At 47.6% G+C, this 21,809-nt stretch carries 26 protein-coding genes; 16 read left to right on the top strand and 10 right to left on the bottom strand.

The features are described from left to right. The first annotated feature begins 27 nt into the window (after nt 1-27). Entirely contained in the window at nt 28-765 is a 738-nt protein-coding gene (locus NIES2104_RS26725) for a Uma2 family endonuclease (RefSeq protein ID WP_059001387.1), read from the top strand. 12 nt (nt 766-777) lie between these two features. Here NIES2104_RS26725 and NIES2104_RS26720 read toward each other — a convergent pair whose 3' ends face one another. Next, nucleotides 778-1,326 carry a Uma2 family endonuclease gene (locus NIES2104_RS26720; protein WP_059001386.1) on the bottom strand — a complete coding sequence of 183 codons (549 nt, stop codon included), beginning with the start codon at nt 1,324-1,326 and terminating at the stop codon, nt 778-780. Continuing rightward, the gene (gene lepB, locus NIES2104_RS26715; protein ID WP_059001385.1) at nt 1,327-1,899 is read right to left on the bottom strand and encodes a signal peptidase I; all 573 of its coding nucleotides are present in this window, start codon (nt 1,897-1,899) and stop codon (nt 1,327-1,329) included. Nucleotides 1,900-2,035: 136 nt separating this feature from the next. On the opposite strand from lepB, the gene NIES2104_RS26710 reads away from it, so the two are divergent. The 4 genes from NIES2104_RS26710 (at nt 2,036) to NIES2104_RS26695 (ending at nt 7,523) form a co-directional block, all read left to right on the top strand. Further along, nucleotides 2,036-2,638 carry a peptidoglycan-binding domain-containing protein gene (locus tag NIES2104_RS26710; protein WP_059001384.1) on the top strand — a complete coding sequence of 201 codons (603 nt, stop codon included), beginning with the start codon at nt 2,036-2,038 and terminating at the stop codon, nt 2,636-2,638. 186 nt (nt 2,639-2,824) lie between these two features. Continuing rightward, entirely contained in the window at nt 2,825-4,156 is a 1,332-nt protein-coding gene (locus NIES2104_RS26705) for an ATP-binding protein (RefSeq protein ID WP_059001383.1), read from the top strand. A gap of 114 nt (nt 4,157-4,270) precedes the next feature. After that, nucleotides 4,271-5,329, top strand: coding sequence for a chemotaxis protein CheB (locus NIES2104_RS26700; protein ID WP_059001382.1), 1,059 nt, complete (start codon nt 4,271-4,273; stop codon nt 5,327-5,329). Nucleotides 5,330-5,645: 316 nt separating this feature from the next. Then, complete coding sequence (locus NIES2104_RS26695) at nt 5,646-7,523, top strand: CheR family methyltransferase (protein ID WP_263971043.1); 1,878 nt, start codon at nt 5,646-5,648, stop codon at nt 7,521-7,523. Nucleotides 7,524-7,560: 37 nt separating this feature from the next. Here NIES2104_RS26695 and mscL read toward each other — a convergent pair whose 3' ends face one another. From mscL to rimI, 3 genes are all read right to left on the bottom strand, one after another. Next, on the bottom strand, nt 7,561-7,977 hold the full coding sequence (gene mscL / locus NIES2104_RS26690; RefSeq protein ID WP_059001381.1) for a large conductance mechanosensitive channel protein MscL: 417 nt from the start codon (nt 7,975-7,977) through the stop codon (nt 7,561-7,563). A gap of 181 nt (nt 7,978-8,158) precedes the next feature. Further along, entirely contained in the window at nt 8,159-10,630 is a 2,472-nt protein-coding gene (locus NIES2104_RS26685) for an ATP-dependent Clp protease ATP-binding subunit (protein WP_059001380.1), read from the bottom strand. Nucleotides 10,631-10,794: 164 nt separating this feature from the next. After that, on the bottom strand, nt 10,795-11,373 hold the full coding sequence (gene rimI, locus NIES2104_RS26680; RefSeq protein ID WP_059001379.1) for a ribosomal protein S18-alanine N-acetyltransferase: 579 nt from the start codon (nt 11,371-11,373) through the stop codon (nt 10,795-10,797). A gap of 101 nt (nt 11,374-11,474) precedes the next feature. Here rimI and NIES2104_RS26675 point away from each other — a divergent pair, with 101 nt between their 5' ends. Genes NIES2104_RS26675 through NIES2104_RS32510 form a run of 3 tightly spaced genes read left to right on the top strand, consistent with a single transcriptional unit; the run spans nt 11,475 to nt 12,234 of the window. Continuing rightward, nucleotides 11,475-11,699 (top strand): DUF433 domain-containing protein, encoded by a 225-nt coding sequence (locus NIES2104_RS26675; RefSeq protein ID WP_059002087.1) that lies wholly within the window; start codon nt 11,475-11,477, stop codon nt 11,697-11,699. After that, the gene (locus NIES2104_RS26670; protein ID WP_059001378.1) at nt 11,696-12,034 is read left to right on the top strand and encodes a DUF5615 family PIN-like protein; all 339 of its coding nucleotides are present in this window, start codon (nt 11,696-11,698) and stop codon (nt 12,032-12,034) included. Before NIES2104_RS26675 ends, NIES2104_RS26670 begins: the two co-directional genes overlap by 4 nt. A gap of 23 nt (nt 12,035-12,057) precedes the next feature. Further along, entirely contained in the window at nt 12,058-12,234 is a 177-nt protein-coding gene (locus NIES2104_RS32510) for a hypothetical protein (protein ID WP_192843635.1), read from the top strand. Here NIES2104_RS32510 and NIES2104_RS26665 read toward each other — a convergent pair. Beyond that, nucleotides 12,231-12,785: a hypothetical protein gene (locus tag NIES2104_RS26665; protein ID WP_156427068.1), complete on the bottom strand. Its 555-nt coding sequence runs from the start codon at nt 12,783-12,785 to the stop codon at nt 12,231-12,233. The genes NIES2104_RS32510 and NIES2104_RS26665 overlap by 4 nt on opposite strands. Nucleotides 12,786-13,053: 268 nt before the next feature. Between NIES2104_RS26665 and NIES2104_RS26660 the strand changes: the two genes are divergently transcribed. The 6 genes from NIES2104_RS26660 (at nt 13,054) to NIES2104_RS26635 (ending at nt 17,402) form a co-directional block, all read left to right on the top strand. After that, nucleotides 13,054-13,284, top strand: coding sequence for a hypothetical protein (locus NIES2104_RS26660; RefSeq protein ID WP_059001376.1), 231 nt, complete (start codon nt 13,054-13,056; stop codon nt 13,282-13,284). Nucleotides 13,285-13,367: 83 nt separating this feature from the next. Continuing rightward, complete coding sequence (locus NIES2104_RS26655) at nt 13,368-13,841, top strand: type II toxin-antitoxin system VapC family toxin (protein WP_059001375.1); 474 nt, start codon at nt 13,368-13,370, stop codon at nt 13,839-13,841. A gap of 3 nt (nt 13,842-13,844) precedes the next feature. After that, on the top strand, nt 13,845-14,036 hold the full coding sequence (locus NIES2104_RS26650; RefSeq protein WP_059001374.1) for a hypothetical protein: 192 nt from the start codon (nt 13,845-13,847) through the stop codon (nt 14,034-14,036). Nucleotides 14,037-14,150: 114 nt separating this feature from the next. Further along, entirely contained in the window at nt 14,151-15,530 is a 1,380-nt protein-coding gene (gene lysA, locus NIES2104_RS26645) for a diaminopimelate decarboxylase (RefSeq protein ID WP_059001373.1), read from the top strand. A 40-nt stretch (nt 15,531-15,570) separates the two neighbouring features. After that, complete coding sequence (gene cdaA, locus NIES2104_RS26640; RefSeq protein ID WP_156427067.1) at nt 15,571-16,578, top strand: diadenylate cyclase CdaA; 1,008 nt, start codon at nt 15,571-15,573, stop codon at nt 16,576-16,578. A gap of 59 nt (nt 16,579-16,637) precedes the next feature. Then, a complete protein-coding gene (locus tag NIES2104_RS26635) occupies nt 16,638-17,402 on the top strand; it encodes an isoprenyl transferase (protein WP_059001372.1) in 765 nt (254 codons plus the stop codon). On the opposite strand, the gene NIES2104_RS26630 is transcribed toward NIES2104_RS26635, so the two are convergent. Genes NIES2104_RS26630 through NIES2104_RS26620 form a run of 3 tightly spaced genes read right to left on the bottom strand, consistent with a single transcriptional unit; the run spans nt 17,399 to nt 18,818 of the window. Further along, on the bottom strand, nt 17,399-17,989 hold the full coding sequence (locus NIES2104_RS26630; RefSeq protein ID WP_059001371.1) for a Uma2 family endonuclease: 591 nt from the start codon (nt 17,987-17,989) through the stop codon (nt 17,399-17,401). The genes NIES2104_RS26635 and NIES2104_RS26630 overlap by 4 nt on opposite strands. 6 nt (nt 17,990-17,995) lie before the next feature. Continuing rightward, nucleotides 17,996-18,262, bottom strand: coding sequence for a DUF3143 domain-containing protein (locus NIES2104_RS26625; protein WP_059001370.1), 267 nt, complete (start codon nt 18,260-18,262; stop codon nt 17,996-17,998). Continuing rightward, a complete protein-coding gene (locus NIES2104_RS26620) occupies nt 18,243-18,818 on the bottom strand; it encodes a J domain-containing protein (protein ID WP_082690088.1) in 576 nt (191 codons plus the stop codon). Before NIES2104_RS26620 ends, NIES2104_RS26625 begins: the two co-directional genes overlap by 20 nt. A gap of 189 nt (nt 18,819-19,007) precedes the next feature. Here NIES2104_RS26620 and NIES2104_RS26615 point away from each other — a divergent pair, with 189 nt between their 5' ends. Further along, complete coding sequence (locus NIES2104_RS26615) at nt 19,008-19,625, top strand: Crp/Fnr family transcriptional regulator (RefSeq protein ID WP_059001369.1); 618 nt, start codon at nt 19,008-19,010, stop codon at nt 19,623-19,625. Here the strand turns inward: NIES2104_RS26615 and NIES2104_RS26610 are convergent. Further along, nucleotides 19,622-20,734 carry a septal ring lytic transglycosylase RlpA family protein gene (locus NIES2104_RS26610; RefSeq protein ID WP_059001368.1) on the bottom strand — a complete coding sequence of 371 codons (1,113 nt, stop codon included), beginning with the start codon at nt 20,732-20,734 and terminating at the stop codon, nt 19,622-19,624. The two genes, NIES2104_RS26615 and NIES2104_RS26610, sit on opposite strands and share 4 nt — an antisense overlap. A gap of 181 nt (nt 20,735-20,915) precedes the next feature. On the opposite strand from NIES2104_RS26610, the gene NIES2104_RS26605 reads away from it, so the two are divergent. Continuing rightward, entirely contained in the window at nt 20,916-21,803 is an 888-nt protein-coding gene (locus NIES2104_RS26605; protein ID WP_192843634.1) for a PhzF family phenazine biosynthesis protein, read from the top strand. Nucleotides 21,804-21,809 lie beyond the last annotated feature (6 nt).

The raw sequence follows: 21,809 nt of genomic DNA, 5'->3' as shown, positions 1-21,809 counted from the left end.
TCACCAAAGCAGGAGATTCACATCGCTATGGTAACTCAGCCACAAACAACCACTCCCAACGAAATCGTTTACCCGGAAAGCGACGGCAAGCCGATGGCAGATAATACGAAGCAATTTCGCTGGATTGTCACCATCAAAGAAAATCTAGAGATTCTGTTTGCTGATGATTCAATGGTGTTTATTGCCGGGGACTTGCTGTGGTATCCGATCGAAGGCAACAACAGAATTTGTCAGGCTCCTGATGTGATGGTCGTATTTGGCAGACCGAAAGGGGATCGAGGTTCCTATCAACAATGGAAGGAAGACAACATCGCGCCCCAAGTTGCATTCGAGATCTTATCACCCAGCAACACCGCTGCGGAAATGACTCGAAAGTTAGCGTTCTACCAGCAACACGGCATCGAAGAGTATTACGTTTACGACCCCGATCGCAATGAGTTAGTCGCATTAGAGGCGCAAAACGGAACGCTGCTTGAGGTTCCAGAGGTTCAGGGCTGGCAGAGTCCGCGATTAGGGATTCAATTTGAACTGAATGAAGAAACCTTGCAAATCTACTATCCGAATGGCGATCGCTTTCTTAGTTCGGTTCAACTCTCTGCCCAGCGCGATCGAGAGCGGCAACGTGCAGAGCAAGCTGACCAACGTGCAGAACAAGAACGGCAACGTGCAGAACAAGAACGGCAACGTGCAGAACAGGCTGAGGCGCGATCGCAGCAACTCGCAGAACGATTGCGATCACTTGGAATTGATCCAGACATTCTCTAATTTGAAGCTCTCTCACAATTCATCAAATCGCGGCGACCACAGTTCCTCGACTGCGACCTGCCAGCCGGGGAAAAGATCGGGGATTGTCAGAATGTCTCCATCTTGAAGCACGATCGTACTTTGACCCGATCGATAAATTTCCACAGTTCGAGCTTCAGGATTCAGCAAAATTCCAACTTGAGTTCCTAGCTCTAAAAATTGCTGAATTTTGTTTCTCAACTTGGTCACGCTATCGGTTGGAGACTTCACCTCGACCATTAAATCTGGGGCTAATTCTGCAAAACCGCGAGGACTCTGGCGCAACCGTTCAGCCCGGACAAACGAAACATCCGGGGCGCGAGTGTCAGAGTTCGGCAAAATGAATCCAGCAGATGATCCCGTAATGCGTCCTAAACGTCGATCGTCTACCCAGTTAAACATCTTGCCACTCATCCGCGATGCCACTTCATCAGACTCGTAACCGGATGGACTCATAACAATAATTTCCCCATCTACCAACTCCATTCGATGATCAGGATGTTGTGCTTGAAATTGTTCTAAATCCTTAGCAGTTAGCATCATTTACACCTTGCCAATTCGATCGATAGGATAAAACCGAAACCAAGCCCGACCTAAAATGAATTTCTGCGGCAAGAATCCCCAAACGTGAGAATCATTGCTGTTGTTCCGATTGTCGCCCATGACAAAATAACTGCCTTCAGGAACTTGCACAGCAGGCATTTTGTATTTTGGCGGTTCAGCAATGTAGGACTCTTGTAGCGGTTGATTATCTACGAATACTTTGCCGGATTTAATCTCGATCGTTTGTCCTGGTGTGCCAATAATCCGCTTAATAAACGCCTGATCTTTTGCGTAGCCCATTTCTTGAAGCTGAGTCGGCGGATCGAAAACGATGATGTCTCCGAATTCGGGCGGATGGAGACGGTAAGAGATTTTTTCCACCACTAAGCGATCGCCAATCTCTAAAGTCGGGATCATCGAATCTGAGGGAATAAAGCGCGGTTCTGCAATGTACGATCGCACAATTAACGCCAAAATCAGCGCGATGAACAAGATCTGAAAGTTCTCCCACCAAGCTCTCCATTTGGGAGCGGGGGCAACAGTGGGGGTTTCAACTTTGGTTTCGGGTGTCATGGCGCGTTCAACGTATTTCCAGTATTGTATCGTAGCCCTCTAGCTTCAAATTATTTACGGATTTCCTGACGCTTTCTTGTCGCAAAATGATCGTAATCACGCGCATCTGCCAATTCGCAAAAGGAGCGTTTAGAAAATGCCAGTCACTTCACTCGCAGATCTTAGGGAAAATCTAGACGGGTTGGGATACTATCTTGGACCGAGAGGACTAGACGGATTGGGCAATAGTGTAAGTGCTTGCGATCGCGAAATTTTAGGCGCGATCGATTGCAGTGTCACCTCGCTACGCCAACTCGCCAATATCGAAGACTACACCCGCGCCGCCATTCTGCAATTTCAAATTGATAACAACGTAGCAGCGACCGGAAACGATGGACCACAACTGAGAAGCACGATCGAAAAAACGGTCAGGATTCTGCAAGATAATCTGAAAAATGTATTGAAAATCTCGATCGAACTTTCTGGAAATTACCGTCGCACGACTTACAATGCGGTCAAATCTTATCAGAAAAGTCGCGGTTTTCCTGTAACTGGAATTGCCACAATTACGGTACGGAGACGCTTGAATGACGATGCACGAGGGGGTTCTGCAACGCCTTCACCTACCCCGTCTCCTACTTCCGAACTAGAAGAATTACGGAAACTCAGAAGTGACATTATCACGCTCAAACAAAGCCTGCAATCTCGGCAAATCACCGACGAAGAATTCATTCGAGAAGTCTTTATTCGAGTGCCTTAAACAAAATGCGATCGCGCATTAATAAATGCGCGATCGTAAATTAATGAAATGATTTTTCTTAGCTCAAAAAATTAAGTTGGTTTGTACTTGTTCGCAAAACAAAACTCTTAATTTAGCTAGATATTCTATTGGTTGATATGTTAAATGATAAGGAATCATATGTGTTCTTAACAGGCGGAAAAATCAATGACATCTATAGACTATAGTTTTTTCGGTGAGTACGTTCAGACCGTTCAGCATCGAGCACAAGTACTATACGAAAATGCTATCGGTAATTCGTCTATTCAGTCAGATTTAACCATTACTTGCCTAGAAGAATTGCGCGTCGCAGTTGAAGAATTACAGGTTGCAGAAGAAGAATTACAACAACAAAACGAAGTATTAGTTGCGGCTCAAAGTACGATCGACACAGAACGCCAACGCTATCAAGATTTATTTGAATTTGCGCCTGATGCCTATATTGTGAGCGATTTGTATGGAGTGGTTCGAGAGGCAAATCGCGCTGCTACAGCGTTGTTGAATATTAGTCATCATTATTTAATCAACAAGCCTTTGGTGAACTTCGTCGCTGACAGCCATCGCTCAGGATTCCGAGCAGTTCTGAGTCAGTTAACGACAATTCATCGCATTCAAGAATGGGAATTACCGATGTGCGGGCGCAAAAGTGAACCATTCGAGGCAGCGATTACGGTGCAAGCCGTGTGCGATCGACACGGAAAATCGATTTCTCTACGCTGGCTCATTCGCGACATCACTACACGCAAACAAACCGAAGCCAAACTACAAGAGACTCAACTGCAAAATCTCGAATTAGTCGAAGCCGATCGCTTAAAAGATCAGTTTATGGCAACAATTTCACACGAGTTACGCACACCGATGACCGCGATTCTCGGATTTTCTCAACTGCTGCAAAAACGAATTGAACCGCTCGAAGATCCGCAGATCGAAAGCATGGTCGAGCGAATCGTCCGCAACAGTAAACATTTGTTAAGCCTGATCGAAGAACTGCTCGACTTTTCTAAACTCAAGGCGCGAAGACTTGAATTAAATCCGCTGACATTTAGTTTGAATCAGTTAGCGATCGAAACCGTTCACGAACTTCAATCGCTCTCAGATCAAAAAGGTTTAGCGCTACAAATTGATTGCGACAATCCGAATGTATCGCTCTTTAATGATCCGGTACGAGTACGACAAGTCATCATTAATCTATTATCAAACGCGATCAAATTTACTGATGAAGGTCAAGTCACTTTAGGATTTTGGGAGCTTCCTGAAGGACGGATTATGATCGCCGTTCAAGATACTGGAATGGGCATTGACTTAAAAGATCAAGAAAATATCTTCCAAGAATTTTGGCAAATTCACCAAGGCTCCACACGGAAAAATCAAGGAACCGGACTCGGACTCGCGATCGTACGGGCACTAGTTGAATTAATGCAAGGTTCAATCACGATCGATAGCCAAGTCGGACAAGGCACAACTTTCCGAATCGAACTGCCTAGAAATGTTAGGGTATAGATCAGAGATTTCGCTTCTTTCAATCTCAAATCTCAGCAAAGTTCGCTGCCGAATCAGCTAATTCTGCCAACCTGCAACCCGTCTAATCCTGCTACGATTAATCCCCCTCACAACATGGCAGATTCTGATTCAAATGGCGATCGAACAGCGCAGCACATTATTACGATCGGAGCTTCAGCAGGCGGAGTCGAAACCCTGGTACAGCTTGTTAAATGTTTACCCGCTGATTTAGATGCCGCCGTCTTTATCGTGGTGCATTTCCCGGCTCGTGCAACCAGCGTTTTGCCAAGCATTCTTAATCGTGTGAAAACGCTTCCAGCGCAACACGCGATCGATGGCATGGCGATCAAATCTCAACAGATCTACATCGCTCAGCCCGATTATCATTTAATCATTGAGCGCGATCGCGTTCGACTCAGCCACGATGCCCGTGAAAATGGTCATCGCCCTGCGATCGATGCGTTATTTCGTTCTGCCGCTTACACTTATGGTCAGCGCATTATTGGCGTGATCTTGACCGGAACTTTAGACGATGGCGCTGCGGGATTGTTAACGATCAAAGCGCGAGGCGGCTATGCGATCGTGCAAGACCCAGAAGAAGCGATGTTTCCTGGAATGCCCCTCAATGCCATTAAAGCTGTTGAAGTCGATGCAATTTTGCCTGTTCAGGACATTGCTGATCGACTCTGTGAGCGTGTTAAACTCCCGATCCCCGATCCACCGCTGAGAAAACCAATGTCTGAAGTCATGCCACAAGACGATCAATGGGTCGCACAAGAAAAACACGCGATCGAGCAAGGAAAGCGATCCGGGTATGCGTCTGCGTTTACTTGTCCCGACTGCGGTGGCGTTCTCTGGGAACTCACCGATCACAATATGATGCGATATCGCTGCCATGTGGGTCATGCGTATTCGATCGAGAGTTTGCTGTCTGAGAAGGACGATAGCTTAGAGCGGGCGCTGTGGACGGCAAATCGAGCGATGGAGGAGAAAGCAGCACTAGCTCGTCGCATGGCAACACAAGCGAGAAAATCAAATCATCCGATGTCGGAAGTTCAGTTTTCAGAACGGGCAGAAGAAGCGGAAAAACACGCGGATGTTTTGAAGCAGGTGTTGTTGCAGCAGATCGAATTGAAGGCGCAAATTGAGGAGGGTAGATCGGCATTAAGTTAGCGTTCGATGAGATTTTTCGCTCCGATTCAATCCCGCCCCGAATTCCATTCCGGGGCGGGTGAACGCATCGAACGATAAAATCTGAATTGCATTCCGGATTAGGTAAATACATCAAACGATAAAATCTGAATCGCGTTCCAGATTAGATATACCTAACGACAAAATCTAAATCGCATTCCGGATCAGGTAAACATATCGATCGACAAGTTTTTTGCCCGATCGCTACACATCAAAATCCCGATTGATCTCCATTTCCCACAGCTTCAATAATTATCTGCCCATACAAAACCATTGATCGCTTCAAAGGACAGCCCCCTTGATCCAAGACTCTGACACACTCACCGCCATCGAAGCGCTACTCGATTACATCAAACGCAGTCGCGGATTTGACTTCACAGGCTACAAGCGATCGAGCCTGATGCGCCGCATCGCCAAACGAATGCAAATCGTCAATATTGAAACACATAGCGAATATCTCGATTTTCTCGAAGCACATCCTTCTGAGTTCAATCAGTTATTCAATACCTTACTCATTAATGTCACCGCTTTCCTGCGCGATCGACCTGCTTGGGATTACATTGCCGCTGAAGTGATTCCTCAAATTCTCGCCCGCAAATCAATTACCGATTCGATTCGGGTTTGGAGTGCGGGTTGTGCCTCCGGTGAAGAAGCTTACACGATCGCGATTTTGTTAGCCGAAGCGGTCGGAGTTGATGCGTTTCGCACTCGCGTCAAAATCTACGCTACCGATGTCGATGAGGAAGCCCTAAATCAATCTCGCCAAGGCTCTTACACGCACCAACAACTCAGCGGACTAGGCGAAGACCGCATCGAACAATTCTTTGAACAAACCGAAAACCGCTACACCTTTCGCAAAGATTTACGTCGATCGCTGATTTTTGGTCGTCACGATTTGATTCAGGATGCACCCATTTCCAGAATTGATTTGCTGATTTGTCGAAATACCTTAATGTATTTCAACGCAGAAACACAGACCCGCATCCTAGCCCGATATCATTTCGCGCTGAGAGAAGGCGGCTTTCTGTTTCTCGGTAAAGCCGAAATGCTATTAACGCATTCCAATCTTTTCACTCCGATTCATCTTAGATGTCGCGTCTTCACTAGAGTCTCAAAGCTGAATTTGCGCGATCGTCTGCAAATCATGGCGCAAACCGGGAGCGATGAAGCCGTGAAACACTTATCGAATCATGTGCGACTCCAAGAAGCTACCTTTGAAGCTGCCCCGATCGCTCGTCTCGTGATTGATGTGAATGGCGCGTTAACGCTCGCAAATGAGTGCGCCCGATCGCTCTTTTCGATTGCCCTACGCGATCTCGGTCGTCCGCTCCAAGATTTAGAAATCTCTTACCGCCCGGTCGAACTGCGATCGTGCATCGAGCAAATCTACAACACTCGTCGCACGATTTACCTCCGTGAAGTTCCTTGGCAACCGCACCGAGACGAAATGCTCTATTTCGATGTTCAAATCTCGCCGCTGTTTGACACTGCTAACACCGTTATCGGAGTTTGCGTAGGCTTTATCGATGTCACTCGCGCGAAGCATCTCCAAGAAGAACTCGAACACTCCAATCAAGAACTCGAAATGGCATACGAAGAACTGCAATCGAGTAACGAAGAACTTGAAACCACAAACGAAGAATTGCAATCGAGCAACGAAGAACTTGAAACTACAAACGAAGAATTGCAATCGACGAATGAAGAATTAGAAACAATGAACGAGGAGTTGCAATCGACGAATGAAGAACTCCAAACCGTGAATGTAGAGTTACAGCGACGCAGTGAAGAACTGAATCAAAGCAATGCTTTTCTCGCCTCGATTCTCACCAGCTTGAAAGGTGGCGTTGTGGTGGTCGATCGCGATCTGTACGTTCAAACTTGGAATAATCGAGCCGAAGATCTCTGGGGATTGCGTCCCGAAGAAGCGATCGCGCAAAACTTTCTCAATCTCGATATCGGGCTACCTGTCGCGCAGTTACGTCAACCGATTCGCGATTGTTTAGCAGGTTCACCCAATGGCGCGATCGAAATCGTACTTGATGCCATTAACCGACGTGGGCGCGGAATTTGCTGTCGTGTCACTTGCACACCGCTCATCGGCACTGATTTAGAAATTCAAGGAGTCATTCTTGTGATGGAAGAGCGGAGCGAAGTTGAACCCGATCGAATCCAATGAAAAGCCCTCATTGCATCTGAACGAGGGCGAATTTTGGTTAGCGATTCATCGTATTGGTCAGACGTTCGATCGCATCAGTCAAACGCTCTTGAGACACAACGACAGGATCAACGGGGGCTGCGGTTTCTTCGATCGCTTCTTGCCGCGCAAACCGCCGTCTTGCTTTCTCAAATGCACGAACCAGCAAGAAGATACAAAACGCAATCACAACAAAGTTAATCACGGCAGCTAGAAATAGACCAACTTTGATGCCGTTCGGCGCAAAATTTTCTAGCTGATTCACACCCGCAGCACTCATCGCTGGATTGAGAATCACAGGCGTAATAATATCAGTCACAAGCGAATCTACAATTTTCCCGAATGCACCACCGATAATGACCGCAACTGCAAGGTCAATCACGTTTCCTTGCATCAAGAACTTTTGAAAGTCAGCCAAAAAACTACTTCTTGCCATAGTGCAATTTATTCCTCAACTTTCACGCCAAACGAATAGGTTAAATAGAGCCTTTCTTACTTGCACGTATTATACGGTGAGAGTCAACAGCGTTTTCTAAAACATGAAAATCTTCTAGGTGACAAAAAAGCGGTAGGAAATTCTTAAATCTCCTACCGCTTTGAGTTTTAAGGATTAGAACTTACTCTGCTGCTTGCGGCAACAATTCACGTTCCTGACCATGTAAAACCTTGACTTGTCCGTTTTCATCCACGTCAACGGTGGCAACATCGCCGTCTTTCACTCGTGCCGACAGAATTTCTTCAGCTAACGAGTCTTCAAGCAATCGCATGATCGCCCGACGAAGTGGACGTGCGCCGTAACTAGGGTTATACCCTTCATCAACCAAACGATCCTTGAATCGCTCAGTGACTTGCAGCGTAATCCCTTGCTCTTTCAGACGTTTGAACACATCGTTGAGCATGATATCGGCAATCTCCTTGACCTCGCCCTTGTTCAACTGACGGAACACGATGATTTCGTCGAGTCGGTTCAAGAACTCAGGACGGAAGTACTGCTTCAGTTCTTCGTTCACCAAGGAGCGAATCCGGTTGTACTGCGATTCCGATTCGTTCTCGGTGGAGAACTCGAATCCAAGTCCGCCGCCACCCTTCTCAATCACCTTAGAACCAATGTTCGAGGTCATGATCAGCAGCGTGTTCTTGAAGTCTACGGTGCGTCCCTTGGCATCGGTCAAACGACCATCTTCCAAGATTTGCAGCAGCATGTTGAAGACATCGGGGTGCGCTTTCTCGATTTCATCGAAGAGCACAACCGTGTAAGGACGACGACGAACGGCTTCGGTTAACTGACCGCCTTCGTTGTAACCGACATATCCAGGAGGCGAACCGATCAGTTTAGAAACGGTATGACGCTCCATGAATTCCGACATATCCAAACGGATCATCGCTTCTTCTGAACCGAAGAAGTATGCCGCCAGTGCTTTCGTCAATTCGGTCTTACCTACCCCAGTCGGACCGGAGAAGATAAAGGACGCGATCGGGCGATTCGGATTTTTCAATCCCACTCGTGCCCGACGAATTGCACGCGAGACGGCTCTCACTGCTTCGTCTTGACCGATCAAGCGAGTATGCAGCGTGTCTTCCATGTGCAGCAGCTTCTCGGATTCGGATTCGGTGAGTTTGTTCACCGGAACACCTGTCCAAGATGCAACGATTTGAGCGATATCATCCTCGCCCACGACCGGAGAAGCATTTTCATCGGTTGATTCGGTTTTGCGAGTTTGCGCGATCGCTCTAATCTCTGCCTTGATCTCCATTTCTCGATCGCGCAGTTCACCTGCTCGGTCGAAATTCTGAGATCTCACCGCATCGTCTTTGTCTTTGAGGACTTGACGCAATTCGCGATCGAGTTCCTTCGCGGCGGGTGGCAGTTGGGAATTAATCAACCGAACCCGTGAGCCAGCTTCGTCAACCAAATCGATCGCTTTATCTGGCAAGAATCGATCTGAGATATAACGATCCGACAGTTTCGCTGCGGCTTCGAGCGCTTCGTCTGAAATCTTCAGCTTGTGGTGCTGTTCATAGCGTTCGCGCAAGCCTCGGAGAATTTCGATCGTTTCATCGACCGACGGCTCACCGACCATCACAGGCTGAAAGCGGCGTTCGAGTGCGGCATCTCGTTCGATGTGTTTGCGATACTCATCAAGCGTGGTCGCACCGATACATTGCAGTTCACCACGGGCAAGCGCAGGTTTGAGAATATTGGCGGCATCGATCGCGCCTTCTGCTGCACCCGCACCGATGAGGGTGTGAACTTCGTCGATCACGAGGATGACATTTCCGGCGGAGCGGATTTCATCCATGATTTTTTTCAAGCGTTCCTCGAATTCACCTCGATACTTCGTTCCTGCTACGAGCAGACCGATATCAAGGGTCACAACGCGCTTGTCTTCTAAGATGTCAGGAACATCATCATTGGCGATGCGTTGGGCGAGTCCTTCAGCGATCGCGGTTTTACCCACACCCGGTTCACCAATTAACACGGGGTTGTTTTTCGTCCGCCGACCGAGGATTTGAATGACTCGTTCGATTTCTTTTTGGCGACCGACCACGGGGTCGAGTTTACCTTCGGCTGCCATTTGGGTGAGATTCGAGCCGAATTCGTCCAGGGTCGGGGTTTTGGTGCGACCTTGGCTGCCGCCGGATGTGACTTCGGCGGTTTCACCCAGCATCCGAATCACTTGAGTACGGACTTTCGAGAGGTCTACGCCGAGGTTTTCTAAGACTCTTGCAGCAACGCCTTCCCCTTCTCGGATGAGACCTAAAAGCAGGTGTTCGGTTCCAATATAGTTGTGACCGAGTTGGCGAGCTTCTTCAAGTGATAGTTCCAGGACGCGCTTTGCCCGTGGGGTAAAGGGAATTTCCACGGCAACAAAGCCCGATCCGCGACCGATTATTTTCTCAACTTCGATGCGAGCGTCCTTGAGGTTCACTCCCATCGATTTGAGGACTTTGGCAGCGACACCCGTTCCTTCTCCGATTAGACCCAGGAGGATCTGTTCTGTACCCACAAAGTTATGACCCAAGCGGCGTGCTTCCTCTTGGGCTAACATAATCACCTTAATGGCTTTTTCTGTGAAGCGTTCAAACATGGCGTATTTCCATCACCTGCTGCGTAGGTCTGATTCTAGCATAGTGGATCTTTCCGGTTACGAGCTATCGCAACAGGTAGATGGGAGGATTACCGAACGCCCATTAAGGAATTTCGATTCAGAATTGTGTGATTTACTACCAAAGGCAGATTGTTATCGATTCCTCATCGATTAGTCAAGCTGATTTTTTCGAGGCTCAACAGGGATGCGGGATCGTGAAGTGTCCGTTGTTGCTGACCGAGACGATCGCAGATTTCTAACCACTTTTCTTTCAAGGTATTTTGAAATTCAGCCGTCTGAAGTCCGCCGCGCCAAAAGATGAGCGCATCTTCGCCCGTATCAGCGTAGTATTTCTTACGCGCTCCCGCAACTTTAAACTGGAATTTCTCGTATAAAGAAATTGCAGATTGATTAGAAATTCTGACTTCTAATGTAGCGTGCTTCATCTGCCGTTGACAGGCGCGATCAAGCAACGCGGTTAATATCAATTTTCCCAATCCTTGCCGCTGATAGTCGGAGTGGATTCCAATGATGGTAATGTGCGCTTCATCGACGATCGCCCAGAAACAGCCGTATCCGATTAAGCGATCGTCTTGCATGATGGCGATCAGTTCGCTGTTGGGGCTGTCTACCTCGCGCTGGTAGCCGTCGAGTGTCCAGAGTCCGTCGAAACAAATGCGATCGAGTTCGAGGACTTGGGGGAGGAGGGTTTTATCGATCGTTTTGAGGGTTAGAGGGGTCACGCGGATACGAGAGAAGAACGGTTTTGATTGTATCGAAGCTTGATGAATTGCGTTATCCGCTTGTTAGACTGAAACAGGCTTTTGTTTCGGAGTGCAGCACGATGTCAGAGCTACTCAGAAGAATCACGATTAATCCTAAACAGTGTGGCGGTCGCCCTTGCATTCGAGGTATGAGAATTCGAGTATCGGATGTGTTAGATCTATTTGCGGCTGGACTGAGTGCTGAACAAATTTTGGAAGAGATGCCCGATTTGGAAGCAGATGATCTGAAAGCCTCACTTCTCTATGCTTCACGCAAGCTTAATCATCCAGTATTAGTTGCATGACGATCTGGATCGATGCCCACTTGTCGCCAGCGATCGCCGCTTGGATCACAAATACGTTTGGCATTACAGCATTCGCCCTACGAGATGTTGGTTTGAGAGATTCTGAAGATTCTGAGATCTTCGAGGCGGCGAAAGCACAATCCGTTACTTTGATGACGAAAGACAGTGATTTCGCTGATTTAGTAGACAGGCTAGGTTCACCGCCGCAGGTGATTTGGCTGACTTGTGGAAATACTTCCAATGCTCGATTGCGGGAGATCTTAACTGCTGCTTTACCGCAAGCACTGGAACTTTTGCGATCGAGCGAGGCGTTAGTCGAAATTCGCGGCGAGTAGCTTGAGGTTAAATCGATCGATGAGTGGATTCGTTAAGGCGAGTTTATGATTTTAGAAATGCAACGATCGACGTTTATGATACCTGTGGCAATCGTTACTATTCAGCCGAGATTCTGCATACGATTCATGCGGTGGCAACGGGAGCGCGATCGCCTGAACGAACTGAGCAAGTTCCGATCGCCTTTCCACAACTCAGCTAATCTTTGAACTGCGGACAGACGTAACTTTTAGCGATCGCGCGCGTTGCTACTTGGTATTGAATGACAGCACCTTTAACAGAGCCAGGACCATCAGCTTTTATAACTTCTCCAGTCATAATTTCCACAAACTGTTGATCAGTAATTCCGCGACTGCGAGAGTAACAGTAAAAAGCAATATCATCGGCAATTTTAGAGGCATCATATCGATAAGCAAGAGGGTGATTAAAGGTGTTAAGAAGCGCATGTGTTGCATAAATCGCTCTATCTGACACCCAGAATCCTCGCAAGTCTAGCCCACGCTCCGCAGGAGCAGATACCCTACTGCCATGTCCGTACCCCTGTTCATAATTCGCGGAATTTGGCTTCTCTTTCTCTCCGCAAGCCAACTTAATCATCTCTCTTGTCGCTCCAGTCATATCTGGAACAAATGGCTTACCAATATTGGGAGTTACCAAGGAAGAATCGCAGTTAACTGATGCTTGCACCAAATCCTTTCCGATGAGGTATCGAAACTGAACATCATATCGAGAAACACGATTGATTGAACTCATATCGATTGCAACTGTTTCACGAGTTCGGGTTGATACTCCCACTGTTCGCCAATCAGTAGCAGAAGCAGGCAAAGATAAGGTTGATAGGATAGCGATCGGGGTCCCAAGGAGTAACGATTTCAGCATGACTTTGACATGAGGAGCTACTGAAAATAATAATTACTGGCTTCAGTCTAGGTCTAACAGTTCATCGAAACTTTTTATACATCTTCGCAATGAGAAGTATTAATAATTGGGTTCCAAGTTTTACGTGCTGGAGAACTATCAGATGAATTACGATTCAATGTCTGATGCTGAATTAAAGCAGTATTTTCTCAAGCATCGGGGCGACCAAGCTGCTTTCCAAGCCTATCTTGATCGAGTTAACAAACGCCCCCGCAGAATTATCGCTCGTCCTGATGATCCTGATTTTGATGAGAAGGTACAGGCAGCGATTCGGCAAAAATTGGAAGTAAGAAGAAATCAATCTTTATCGGATTCTGATTTCGATCGCACTTGAGAGAATGCGATCGCATCTTGAAGTTGCAGAGTGAGAAGCGATCGCTCAGCAGCTAAAATCAATCACCCTCTGCTTTGCCGTATATGAGTGAAACTGTCTACATTGAAACGAGTATCCTGGGTTATCTCACCGCTAGATCAACGAAAAATCTAATCTTGGCTGCAAACACGGAAATCACAAAGGACTGGTGGGAATATCGTCGAAATGATTTCACGCTTTACACTTCGGAAGCAGTTCTAGAAGAAGCGGCACAGGGGGACACAGCGATCGCATCTCAACGGCTAGAGTTACTGCGGGATTTTCCCTTGCTGGAATTGAACCAAGCTGTGCAAGAGTTGGCAAAACGATTTCTCGATCGAAGTAACCTTCCTCTAAAGGCAAAGGTAGATGCAATTCACATCGCCGCCGCGACCGTTCACGCTATGGATTATCTGCTAACTTGGAACTGTAAACATATTGCTAACGCTCAGATTCAAAGGAAGTTGGCAGAGATTGGTCTTGATTTTGGCTATCGGTTGCCGATTCTCTGTACGCCTAATGAGTTGATGGGAGATTAGGTCATGTGGACGGATGAGATCGTAGAAGAAATTCACCAAATTCGCGAAGCGTATGCGAAATCTTTGAACGATGATTTAGATGCAATCTTTGCAGACCTTCGTAAGAAAGAGGCTGATAGTGGCAGAGAGATTGTAGATTTGTCTAAAGAGGTGCGATTTAGTACGCTACAGGAACAGGCAAGCGAGAGAGTTTAATTGAGATCAGCGATCGCACAAAATTCGCTCAAACGAACAGCCCTCAATTGTACACTGGTGAGGAGTTGCAAAAAAGCTAACGACAACACCTTGCCAGCATTGAGGAACCCCGCAATGGTATCGACCCCTCTCGCGGCGACTTCTTCGGGTCGCCAGTATCTTCCACAATCGGGAGTTAATCGCTCTCCGAATCAATTTCTGATGCCGCTCACGGCGAAAGTCAACGATCGAGATAATCTCGAAATCGGTGGCTGTGATGTGACCGAATTGGTAAAACAGTTCGGTTCGCCGCTTTATATTGTGGATGAGGCAGGACTGAGAACCGCTTGCCAACAGTATCGCGATGCGTTTCGACGGTACTATCCGGCAGAGGCTCAAGTCCTCTACGCCTCGAAAGCTTGGAACTGTTTGGCGATTTGCTCGATCGTGTCTCATGAAGGATTGGGCATTGATGTGGCAACCGGAGGCGAACTTTATACGGCGCTTCAGGTGGGAGCCGATCCAGCGAAGATTTATCTGCATGGAAATAACAAGTCGATCGCTGAATTGGAACTCGCAGCGAAATCGGGTTGTACGATCGTGGTCGATAACCAGCTTGAACTTCAACGATTGACGCAGATTGAAAGCGACAGACCGATCCGAATCATGCTGAGAATCACACCCGGATTGGATTGTCATACACATGAATACATTCGGACTGGGCATTTAGACAGCAAATTTGGATTTGATCCAAATCAAGTCGAAGACATTTTCCAATTTATCAGCCAAAATCCGAGCGTTTCACTCGTTGGACTTCATGCCCACATTGGATCGCAGATTTTTGAACTGCAAGCACACCGAGATTTACCGGGTGTCATGCTGCAATGGGTGAAGAAAGCCGCTCAATACGGTTTGAATGTTTCAGAAATTAATATCGGGGGCGGTTTGGGAATTTGCTACAACGAGAGCGATGATCCGCCTAGCATTGATGAATGGGTGAGAATTGTTGCGGAATCGATGATCAAAGCTTGTGAAGCGGAAAAGATGCCGTTGCCGAAATTGCTTTGTGAGCCGGGTCGATCGCTGATCGGTTCTTCTTGTATCACGGCTTACACCGTCGGTGGACGCAAAACCGTTCCGGGAATTCGCACTTATATTAGTGTAGATGGCGGCATGTCGGATAATCCGCGACCGATTACCTATCAGTCGGTTTGTCGGGCGGTGATTGCCAATCGGATGTCGGATGAAGCGAAAGAAACAGTGACGATCGCTGGAAAACACTGCGAATCGGGAGACGTTTTGATCAAAGATCTGCCACTTCCTGAGACGGAACCTGGAGATATTCTCGTCGTGATGGCAACGGGAGCCTACAATTACAGCATGGCATCGAATTACAACCGTCTGACTAAACCCGCAGCGGTACTCGTTCACGAAGGAGAAGCGAACCTGATCCTGGAACGGGAGACATATGAAGATTTGATTCGACACGATCGAGTCCCGGACAGACTGAAATAAAGGATGAAGGATGAACGAGGAAGGGTGAGGATTGGCAAAGATGGAAATTCAGTTGCAATTCTCTGCTCTTAGCTTGAATCAAGCGACAATCCCACCCTTGCTTCTCCTTCCGAATGCTCTAAACGCTGTGCTGACTTTTGTTCTGCAAAATCTGCGGTTTCTGCTCGATGTGGGGCTAGTTTTAGCGCTCACCTACGTCATGCTGGTGATCATCGGACGAGAACGCCGAACCCTCTGGATGGTACGCGGCTTCATTATCTTGATGCTGGCGGCGGCGATTAGTCGGCGGATGGATCTCGCATTACTCAGTTTTGTGCTGAACAATCTCGTTGTTGGGGCGGCGGTCGCGATGGCGTTTATTCTCCAGTCCGAATTCCGCCGATTTCTAGAACAGCTTGGACGCGGGGAAATTAGCCAACTGTTTCAGCCCTCGAATCGGAGCTTGCCAGGTTCGGACAGCGTGATCGATGAGATTGTCGAAGCGGTGAAAGGGCTGTCACAGAATCGGACAGGGGCACTGATGATTATTGAAACGGGAATTGCGATCGACGATCGAGATTTTTCCGTTCCCGGTGTCAAGCTCAATGCAGAATTATCTAAAGAACTTTTACAAACCATTTTCCAAACCACGACGCTCCTACACGATGGCGCAGTTTTGATCCGTGGATCGCGCATTATTGCCGCAGGTGTGATTCTGCCTTTATCTGAAAAAACCGCTTCACGCCAATTGGGAACCCGCCACAGAGCCGCAATGGGAATTACCGAAAAACTCGAAAATTGTATTTGTGTCGTTGTATCTGAAGAAACAGGGTCGATTTCACTCGCGGAACGAGGAATATTAAATCGACCCTTAACGAGCAGTAAACTAAAGGAGCTTTTGGAAGAACGGTTTTCACAGTCGGGCGATCGCGAACCCGTCTCACGCGATCTGAAATCTCTCGGTCGTCAATTCCGGACAAAGGCAGTATTCTTATTCTCGCGTTTATTTAATGAAGGTAGTTTAAAAGATCGCCGAATTCAAAATGAACGTAAGCGCGGCGACTCCTAATTCTGCTAAAACCAGATTGATTCTCAGATCCTTTCATCGGCGTTCCCCCGAATTCACCAATGACAACTGCTAAGCACCCCGTTTTAAGAGATTTACCTGCTGATTTAGACCGCGATCGCTTACCTCGCCATGTTGCGGTGATTATGGACGGGAATGGACGATGGGCGAAACGACAAGGGAAACCCCGGATTATGGGGCATCGTCGTGGAGTGGATGTGCTGAAGGATTTACTGCGGTGCTGTCGGGATTGGGGCGTTGAGGCGCTGACGGCTTATGCGTTCTCGACCGAGAACTGGGGACGACCGCTCGAAGAAGTGGAGTTTTTGATGACGCTGTTTGAACGAGTGCTGCGTCAAGAACTGCGCGAAATGATGAAAGAAGATGTGCGGATCAATTTTGTCGGAAATTTGGACGCGCTACCGAGAAGTTTGCAGGCGGAAATTGAGCGATCGATCGTTGAGACTAAAGACAATCAAGGGATTCGCTTCACGGTCGCGACCAATTACGGGGGACGGCAAGAAATTATTAAGGCTTGTCGATCAATCGCGGCTCAAGTTCAACAAGGTTTGATTCAACCGGAAGAGATTGATGAAAGCTTGTTCGAGCGGCATTTATACACAACTGGAATTTGCGATCCGGATCTGATGATTCGGACGAGCGGAGAAATGCGATTGAGTAATTTTCTTCTGTGGCAAGCGGCTTATGCGGAATTGTATGTGACCGATACGTTGTGGCCCGACTTTGATCGTTCTGAATTCCATCTAGCGCTGAAGTCTTATCAGCAACGAGAACGCCGATTTGGGAAAGTTGGCAACAAGCTCTAACGCCCTGCGTTAAGAATTTGAGCAGCAGTTAGATTTAGGTTAGCGAAAGTGCGGAAAGAAATGCGATCATCATTTCTAAACGCGCCAATTTCTATATACTGGTTTCCCTCCAGATACAGCACAACGACAACGCTTCGATCTGGATCAATCAACCAATATTCTGGAACGCCTCGCGATGCGTATTCTGTACGTTTCTCAACGTAATCACGATCGTAATTTTGCTGTCCAGGCTCTCTGGGCGAGACGACTTCGACAACCAGGATTGGAGGCTCAGAATCGAGAGGAATTAGTCCTTTTTGTCCAGACATCTCGATCGCAGTTGCTTCTGTCACGACCATCAAATCTGGAATTCTTGCTTTCACAGAAGCGCTTCTTACTGCAATTTCTGCGTCTTTGTGACGAATCAGATAGTAAGGAACAAACTGAAGGAGCTGTGTGAATAAATAAAGCGAAATTGCGCCCGCATCCCAACTTTCAGTAGGCAATTCAACTAACTCCCCATCCACCAATTCATAGCGTCGATCGCTACCATCGTCATAATCCAAATATTCCTCGAAGGTTCTAAATCTTGGTTTGGCTTGTGTCATGGGAATTTAAGGTCCTGAAAAGACAGCATCCTCGATATCTTGACGACTGAGCGAATATTTAAACGATCGCTGAATATCTCGTCCCTCGACATTGAGATATCGCACACTCAACTGATCGACATCCAGCATCAATTCGGCTTGCCATTTGGAACGCTGAATTGTCCAGCAGTGCAAATCTTCTGAATCTTGTTCACAGCCTTGCTCAGATAGCCACGCTTCGATCGCAGGCAATGGATGATTGTACAGGGGCGTTTCACCGGGAGGTAGCGTCATAAAAAGAATCAATTTCAACTGATTCTATTGTCGCTTGATCTGGGGAAGGTGGGGCGGTTTCGATTTGTTCGATCGGGGGACGATTCGCTGTGAGCGGTTGAAAAGCTTGATCGCCGCGAGTAATGCCGATCGTAATTGCCAAAATCAAACAGCCAACAAAGGTAATTCCAAGAATGAAAAGGGCGAAGAGTTCACCAGGAGAAAGGGGGCGATCGGTTGCGTCTAAATAAGCTGAGGAATTTGGCTCTGGTTTATCAGTTTTGTGTAAGCTCGGTAACTGTCGAACCACGACCACGCGAGAATAACCGATCGACAAATCGTAAGCTGCGCGACGTTCAGGATTGCTTAGAGTCGCGTAAGCTTCATTTAGCGTTTGAAATTTTCGAGTGGCGATCGCTTGCGGTAATTCAGTTGTATCGGGATGATACAGCTTACTCCGTTCTCGATATGCCTGTCGAATCTCACGTACCGAAGTTGAAGGATGCAGTCCTAACAGTCCGTAATAGGTATTCTCGATCGCGGCTTTGCCACCTGAACCTAGTTTCTCCTCTGCCACGGATTTATCCTTAAACACTAAGCATTAGGAACTATTATTGTCGCGGGAAGCGAAAGTGTGCAAGTAGCAATTCTCATCGCTTCTTTGGAAATACCGCCAAATCTTAACCAAACCCCAACCTGAAAATTACCTGTCCTTGGTATTAGACCCTTAGAGTAAGAGGCGGGATTTCAGGATGGAGCCGGATCGATGATCCAATCGTTCGCAACACCGTTGATTGAACTGCCTGATTCAAGACAGTTACTGGAACAACTTTATCGAGAGCGTACATTACAACCCTTTCGCAGTGGTCAAACAATTTCGCTACGCCCCAATGAGTTATGGGTCGTTTGTCGAGGCGTAGTGGTGCTCAACACCTTGCACCCGACCGGAGATGAAGCGCTACTGGGCGTTGCAACCCCGTCAATGCCGTTTGGATTGCCGCTGACGTGGATTACACCGTATAACGCGATCGCGTTAACCGATGTGGATTTGTTGCCTTTGACGGTGGCGGAAGTCGAAAGATCTCCCGCCCTCTGTCAAGGGCTATTTCGTCATTTGAGCCGTCGATTACAGCAAGCAGAAGCATTTCTCGCTTTGTCTGGTTGTCGCCGGGTCGAAGAAAGGCTGAAGCAGTTATTAATTCTGCTTCAGCATGAAGTCGGGCAACCGGCTCCGCGTGGAACACGGCTGCAAATTCGACTGACGCATCAGCAATTAGCGAATGCGATCGGAACAACACGAGTCACCGTGACTCGATTGATCGGGCAGTTGAAACAAGAGGGTTGGCTAGCGATCGATGCCAAGCGTCATATCATTCTGCACTAATAGCCTGTGACCAATCGGGCGACCTGCTGCGGTGGCTTTTTGGTTTGGGCAATGACGGCAGACTGCATGACCACGGCTTCGATCGGCACGACTCCTTTGTCTTCACTGTTGAGAATTGCGGCGGCGCGGCGGGACAAATCGAGGACGCGATTGTCAAAATACGGTCCGCGATCGTTGACTCGGACGACTAGGCTTTTCCCGTTCAGGCGATTGGTGACTTTGAGAAATGTGCCAAGTGGTAGGGTCGGATGCGCTGCGGTGAGTTCGTTTTGGTCGAAGATTTCGCCGTTTGCGGTTTGGCGACCGTGGAAATAGGGACCATACCACGAAGCCATGCCGTCGATACTGTTGTTCGTTTTTGCTAACTGGTACATCTCCATTTGAGCATCGACAACTGGAATGCTGGTTTGTCCAAGCGCGATGCGGAGATTGTTCACCCAGTCGATCGCGATTAATTCCGCAGGGCGGGCGAGTTGAGAGGAGAGACGATCGGTGACGGTGAAAATGATGCGATCGTCTAATTTCGCAACAGGTTGTTTATTCTCGATCGCGGCTTTCAGCTTTGACGCATCAAGATCTGGCGTTTCGATCAGTTTTGCGATCTGTTGAGCGAGAATCGTAGCCGAGGTGCGATCGTCTAACGTTGCGATTTGACAGCCCTTGACCCAAATCTGAAACCCACGGGAACGATTTGAAGTAGTCGGACATTGCCAAAATCCGAGTTTTGGGCGTGTTTCGCTTTGCGTTAACGGCGTTCCATCGAATCCAATTTCGACGATCGCGACCGAGGAAGAAGTTTCTTGTGAAGCCGCAACGATCGGGAGTTGATTAAACAGAGATTGCATCGAACCGACGAAATCAGTGAGCGGATCTTCGGTTGGAGCAAGAATCAAGCCTTCGATCGTGCTGAGCCAGTTGGGGGCAGACAGGTTGGAAGATTCTGAAGGAGAGTTCTGTAGCGTTGCACTCGTCAGTTGCAGCGAGGACGAGCGCGAAAGTGTGGATTGGCACACACGGCTATGACACAGAACATGAGTGAGGAATTTGGGTGTTTCGAGTAGCTTGCTTCCCACATTGGGAATGCCACTGAACCACGAAGCAACCCACATAAGTCCAAGTATCAACATTGTTGGTTTGATTTCAAAATTGTAAACAGCAATACACTTTTGCCGAAACTTATTATAAAGTTCTCGTGACACAAAACGGATTCACCGAAGGGCGTAAATCTGCTTAACTTTGGAGAATGCCTGGTTAATTCATGTACCATTTGGCACATATGAGGATTAAATAATGACGTTGCAGTTTTACATTGTGGATGTGTTTGCTGAACGCAAATATGCGGGGAATCAACTTGCGGTGTTTCGCGTCGCGGCTTCTCTGAAAACCGAGGAAATGCAAGCGATCGCGAAAGAAATGAACTATTCAGAGACGACATTTATTCTGTCGGAATTTCCGCAGAATGGCGGCTATCCCGTCCGCATTTTTACACCTGACCAAGAGCTTCCATTTGCGGGACATCCTACCCTCGGTACTGCGTTCGTTCTGCAACAGTCAATCATTCAAGAATCCGTATCTATCGTGAAATTGAATCTTGCAGTCGGTCAGATCGCCGTTACATTGAACTACGCCGAAAGAGACATTGATGCCCTGTGGATGCGACAAAACGCACCGGAATTTGGGCAGAGATTTGATCCGAAGACGATCGCGCCTGTCTTAGGATTGAGTTTGGATCAAATTGACGATCGCACTCCGATCGAGGAAGTTTCCACAGGTTTACCCTTTATCATTGTTCCGCTGAAAAACTTAGAGGCATTACAACAAGCGAATGTCGATCGAGCCGCACTATTCAAGCTAGTAGAATCAACAGAAGCGAAAGCGATTTTGATCTTTTGTCCCGAAACACGCAGCTTAGACAATCAACTAAGTGTGCGCGTGTTTGTAGAGCCATTAGGTGGACCGCCAGAAGATCCGGCAACAGGTAGCGCCAATGGATGTCTAGCGGCATATCTAGTTCAATATGCCTACTTTGGTCAGAGTTCTATTGATATTCAAGTGGAGCAAGGTTATGAAATCGGACGACCTTCGTTGCTGATGTTAAGAGCCAAAAAAGAGAATGAAGCTTTTGAGATCTCAGTGGGTGGCAACGTTATTCTGGTAGCTCAAGGTGAGTTTGTTTGAGGATTC

The organism is Leptolyngbya sp. NIES-2104 (assembly GCF_001485215.1).
GTDB lineage: Bacteria > Cyanobacteriota > Cyanobacteriia > Leptolyngbyales > Leptolyngbyaceae > Leptolyngbya.
Note: the sequence above shows the minus strand (reverse complement) of the source record. Positions and strands in the feature narration are given on the sequence as shown.